Origin of the sequence: Alkalihalobacillus bogoriensis ATCC BAA-922 (genome assembly GCF_000621445.1) — a bacterium.
GTDB lineage: Bacteria > Bacillota > Bacilli > Bacillales > Bacillaceae_F > Bacillus_AO > Bacillus_AO bogoriense.
Map to the genome: position 1 here is coordinate 1 of NZ_JHYI01000050.1, position 4,802 is coordinate 4,802.

At 47.0% G+C, this 4,802-nt stretch carries 3 rRNA genes; all 3 read right to left on the reverse strand.

Annotated elements, in window-relative coordinates:
• Window positions 1-84: ribosomal RNA gene (gene rrf / locus T323_RS29835) — 5S ribosomal RNA — on the reverse strand; the annotation flags it as partial.
• A 46-nt stretch (window positions 85-130) separates the two neighbouring features.
• Window positions 131-3,043, reverse strand: a 23S ribosomal RNA gene (locus T323_RS0115660).
• 138 nt (window positions 3,044-3,181) lie between these two features.
• Window positions 3,182-4,696: ribosomal RNA gene (locus T323_RS0115665) — 16S ribosomal RNA — on the reverse strand.
• Window positions 4,697-4,802 lie beyond the last annotated feature (106 nt).

Below are 4,802 nucleotides of genomic sequence, written 5' to 3' on the forward strand. Positions count from 1 at the left end.
CCCCCAAGTACTTTCAGCGTTTACGAGCTTAACTGCTAGGTTCGGTATGTTACTAGGTGTACCCTCGTAGCTTTTCTTGCCAACTTATATTTTGAGTTTTTAAACACTCAATACTACATAGTAATTTCTCTTGATTAAGATTCCGACTTATTAGTATTGGTCCGCTTAATGAATTACTTCACTTACACTCCCAACCTATCTAACTCCTAGTCTCGAAGTTGTCTATAGAGTACTTATCTTAAAGTCAGTTTCCCGCTTAGATGCTTTCAGCGGTTATCTAGTCCAAACGTGACTACCCAGCTGTGCCACTGGCGTGACAACTGGTACATCAGAGGTTTGTCCATCCCGGTCCTCTCGTACTAAGGACAGCTCCTCTCAAATTTCCTGCGCCCGCGACGGATAGGGACCGAACTGTCTCACGACGTTCTGAACCCAGCTCGCGTACCGCTTTAATGGGCGAACAGCCCAACCCTTGGGACCTTCTCCAGCCCCAGGATGTGATGAGCCGACATCGAGGTGCCAAACTTTGCCGTCGATATGGACTCTCGGGCAAAATCAGCCTGTTATCCCCAGGGTAGCTTTTATCCGTTGAGCGACGACCCTTCCATTCGGAATCGCCGGATCACTATGCCCTGCTTTCGCACCTGCTCGACCCGTCAGTCTCGCAGTTAAGCTCCCTTCTGCCATTACACTCTGCGGTTGATTTCCATCCAACCTGAGGGAACCTTTGGGCGCCTCCGTTACTCTTTCGGAGGCGACCGCCCCAGTCAAACTGCCCACCTAGCACTGTCTTCAAGGCTCCAAACCTCAAATTAGAATTTCAGTGTAATATGGTTGGTATTCCACCAGCGACTCCATATATCCTGACGGACATACTTCTTCGTCTCCCAACTATCCTATACATATGACACCAAAACCCAATACCAAGCTACAGTAAAGCTCCATGGGGTCTTTCCGTCCTGTCGCGGGTAACCTGCATCTTCACAGGTAATATAATTTCACCGGGTCTCTCGTTGAGACAGTATCCAAATCGTTACACCATTCGTGCGGGTCGGAACTTACCCGACAAGGAATTTCGCTACCTTAGGACCGTTATAGTTACGGCCGCCGTTCACCGGGGCTTCAATTCGGAGCTCTCACTCCTCCTCTTAACCTTCCGGCACTGGGCAGGTGTCAGCCCATATACATCGCCTTTCAGCTTAGCATAGACCTGTGTTTTTGTTAAACAGTTGCCTGAGCCTCTTCACTGCGACCCTCTCATGCTTTCCACGCGTAGTAGTCCACACAAAAGGGCAATCCTTCTCCCGAAGTTACGGATTCATTTTGCAGAGTTCCTTAGCGAGAGTTAGCCTGTCCGCCTTAAATTTCTCATTCTGACCACCTGTGTTGGTTTACAGTACGGGCACTAATAAATTAACGCTAGAAGCTTTTCTTGGCAGCGTGGGATCTGTAAATTCAAGCTTACGCTCTACGCATCACACCTCATATCTAACCTAGCGGATTTGCCTACTAAGTCATACTACATGCTTACACAGGAACTTCCGTTCTCCTGCTTACATACCCTTCTGCGTCCCTCCTTCACAATTTATCAGTGGCACAGAAATATTAATCTGTTTTCCATTCGCCTACGCATTATAGCCTGGGCTTAGGTCCCGGCTTACCCAGGGAAGACAAGCTTTACCCTGGAAACCTTGGTCTTCCGGCGAGAAGGATTCTCACCCTCTTTCTCGCTACTTATTCCTGCATTCTCACTTCTGATACCTCCAGAGTTCCTTATCAGTTCTCCTTCAACAGCCTACAGAACGCTCTCCTACCAATCGCTTACGCGATTCCGTAGCTTCGGTTTATAGCTTAGCCCCGTTACATTGTCGGCGCAGAGACTCTCGACCAGTGAGCTATTACGCACTCTTTAAAGGTATGGCTGCTTCTAAGCCAACCTCCTGGTTGTTTGGGAATCTCCACCTCCTTTCCCACTTAGCTATAATTAGGGACCTTAGCTGACGGTCTGGGTTGTTTCCCTTTTGACCATGGATCTTAGTACCCATAGTCTCACTCCTAAGATTAAAAATTACGGTATTCGGAGTTTGGTTAGCTTCGGTAAGCAATATGCCCCCTAGACTATTCAGTGCTCTACCCCCGTAATTTAATTCTTAAGGCTGCACCTAAATGCATTTCGGAGAGAACGAGCTATCTCTCAGTTCGATTGGCGTTTCACCCCTAAACCTATCTCATCTCCCAACTTTTCAACGGCGGTGAGTTCGGGCCTCCACTGTGTCTTACCACAGCTTCACCCTGGACAGGATTAGATCACCAAGTTTCGCGTCTACGCCTAACGACTTAGCGCCCTATTAAGACTCGGTTTCCCTACGGCTCCGGTATACTTAACCTTGCCGTTAAACGTAACTCGCAGGATCATTCTCCAAAAGGCACGCCATCACCCGTAAATGGGCTCTGACTACTTGTAGGCACACGGTTTCAGGATCTCTTTCACTCCCCTCCCGGGGTTCTTTTCACCTTTCCCTCACGGTACTATACGCTATCGGTTAACAAGAGTATTTAGTCTTACGAGATATGGTCCTCGCTGATTCACACAGAATTCCTCGTGTTCCGTGCTACTCGGGAGAGCTTTACGATTGTTACAAATTACCTATACAGGACTATCACCTTCTATGGTTAAGTTTTCCAACTTATTCTAATTCTTTGAAACAACTCGTTGAATATCTTGCAGTTCTTCAAAAAGCTTCCCACAACCTCGCGTAAGCAACGACTGCATTCTTGACACTTACGCGATTTAGACTTGGTCCCCGTTCGCTCGCCGCTACTTAGGGAATCGTTTTTACTTTCTTTTCCTCAGACTACTTAGATGTTTCAGTTCATCTGGTTACCGTTTTCACACTAAGACTTCATCTTAGTAGATTTCTCCATTGGGAAATCCTGGGATCAAAGTTCGATTGCAACTACTCCAGGCTTATCGCAGCTTACCACGTCCTTCATCGGCTCTTATTACCTAGGCATCCACCGTGTGCCCTTAATTCTCTTAATCTTTAAATTTAAGTTTGCTAACTCTACTAAAAAATTTAGTAAAATTGTTTGGTTTCTCTAATTACTATGTAGTTTCCAATGTTCAAAGAGTAATGTAAGAACATTACCAATAGAAAGAGATATATGAATTGCTCCTTAGAAAGGAGGTGATCCATCCGCACGTTCCCGTACGGATACCTTGTTACGACTTCACCCCAATCATCTGTCCCACCTTAGGCGGCTGGCTCCAAAAGGTTACCCCACCGACTTCGGGTGTTACAAACTCTCGTGGTGTGACGGGCGGTGTGTACAAGACCCGAGAACGTATTCACCGCAACATAGCTGATTTGCGATTACTAGTGATTCCAACTTCATGTACTCGAGTTGCAGAGTACAATCCGAACTACGAACAGCTTTCTGAGATTTGCTCCTTCTCGCGAAATTGCTTCTCTCTGTACTGCCCATTGTAGCACGTGTGTAGCCCAGGTCATAAGGGGCATGATGATTTGACGTCATCCCCACCTTCCTCCTGCTCATCGCAGGCAGTATCGCATGAGTGCCCAACTTAATGATGGCAACATACAATAGGGGTTGCGCTCGTTGCGGGACTTAACCCAACATCTCACGACACGAGCTGACGACAGCCATGCACCACCTGTCTCTAGGTTCTCCCGAAGGAGCACTAAGAAATCTCTTTCTCATTCCTAGGATGTCAAACGCTGGTAAGGTTCCTCGCGTTGCGTCGAATTAAACCACATGCTCCACCGCTTGTGCGGGCCCCCGTCAATTCCTTTGAGTTTCATACTTGCGTACGTACTCCCCAGGCGGATTACTTATCGCGTTAGCTTGAGTGCCGAGGTTCGACCCCCGACGCTTAGTAATCATCGTTTACAGCATGGACTACCAGGGTATCTAATCCTGTTTGCTCCCCATGCTTTCGCGCTTCAGTGTCAGTATTCGTCCAGTGAGCTGACTTCTCTATCGGCATTCCTACAAATATCTACGAATTTCACCTCTACACTTGTAGTTCCGCCCACCTCTCCGATACTCTAGTTAGGCAGTTTCCAACGCAATACGGAGTTGAGCCCCGCATTTTCACATCAGACTTACCAAACCACCTAGACGCGCTTTACGCCCAATAAATCCGGATAACGCTTGCGACATACGTATTACCGCGGCTGCTGGCACGTATTTAGCCGTCGCTTCTTCTATTGGTACCGTCATTTGTTTCTTCCCAATTGAAAGCACTTTACAATCCTAAGACCGTCATCGTGCACACAGAATTGCTGGATCAGACTTTTGGTCCATTGTCCAATATTCCCCACTGCTGCCTCCCGTAGGAGTAAGGGCCGTGTCTCAGTCCCCTTGTGGCCGTTCACCCTCTCAGGCCGGCTACCCATCGTCGCCTTGGTGAGCCGTTACCTCACCAACTAGCTAATGGGACGCAAAGCTCTCTCGTAGCGCATATAGCTTTCATAATCTTATCATGCGATAAAATCATAATATCCGGTATTAGCTATCGTTTCCAATAGTTGTCCCAGACTACAAGGCAAGTTCTTTACGTGTTACTCACCCGTCCGCCACCTTACTATCACCGAAGTGAATTCAAGTAGACTTGCATGTGTTAAGCATTCTGTCAGCGTTCATCCTGAGCCAGGATCAAACTCTTCATTAAAACTTTATATTTATTGACTAGGTCAATTATTAACACTTACCGTTATTAAACACCAAAATATGGTTGTTTGCTTGTCATATATCTCTATTCTGTTGTTAATGTCCTT